Here is a 775-nt window from a genome sequence, read left to right on the forward strand (position 1 = left end):
GCTGTTCAAAGAATCGCCCGTCAGTGGCGCCAGTAAGAAGGAAGGGGACTGGAATCGCTGCTGGGTGATTCGTCCGCAGGGACTCGCTCAGTAGATCAAACAGCCCCATATCGATGGACGCACTCTCACCGCCATCGAATCGTGTGACTTCAAATTCCACACCCTCAAGCTCACCAATAACCTCCCATACCTCCTCGAGGAACGCATCCGGTGTCACCCCCGGAAGCAGCCGTGCGTCGAGGCGGAGGTCGACCTCTGCCGGATGAACGTTCACCTTCCCGCCGCCGTTGACGACTGTCGGGCTCACCGTGTTGTGAAGCATCGGATCCAACCGCTCCGAAATGGGGCCGAGCTCGTCCAGAATGTCATCAGTACGGTCGGGATCCAGCAAGCCCCGCAACTGCTCGGCCCGCTGGGAATTGGCTTCGGCGGCGAGTGCCTCAATGAATTTGCGGGCTGGCGGTGTGATGTGAACGGGGAGGCGCTGCTCGGTCAGCCGTGTGAGCAGTTTCCCAAGCGTGTTCATTGCGCCATCGCACTGGGGTCGAGAGGCGTGACCACCACGCCCAGTTACTGTCGCTTCAAGCCAACAGACCCGCTTTTCAGCGACCTGAATGGGGTAGAACTCTGTCCCATCGATGCGCAATGGGAAGCCACCGAACTCTCCGATCGCGTACTCCACGTCCGCAAAGCGTTCTGGGTGGTGTTCGACCAGATATTTCGCACCGATATCACCGCCAGTCTCCTCGTCTGCGAGAACGAGCAGTAACACATC

At 59.4% G+C, this 775-nt stretch carries 1 protein-coding gene; it reads right to left on the minus strand.

Annotated elements, in window-relative coordinates; translation table 11 throughout:
* Nucleotides 1-775 (minus strand): peptidase dimerization domain-containing protein (locus tag EXE42_RS16100; RefSeq protein WP_158293754.1); only part of this gene is annotated, 775 nt, incomplete at both ends.

Source organism: Halorubrum sp. SP3, assembly GCF_005435195.1.
GTDB classification, from domain to species: Archaea; Halobacteriota; Halobacteria; order Halobacteriales; family Haloferacaceae; genus Halorubrum; species Halorubrum sodomense.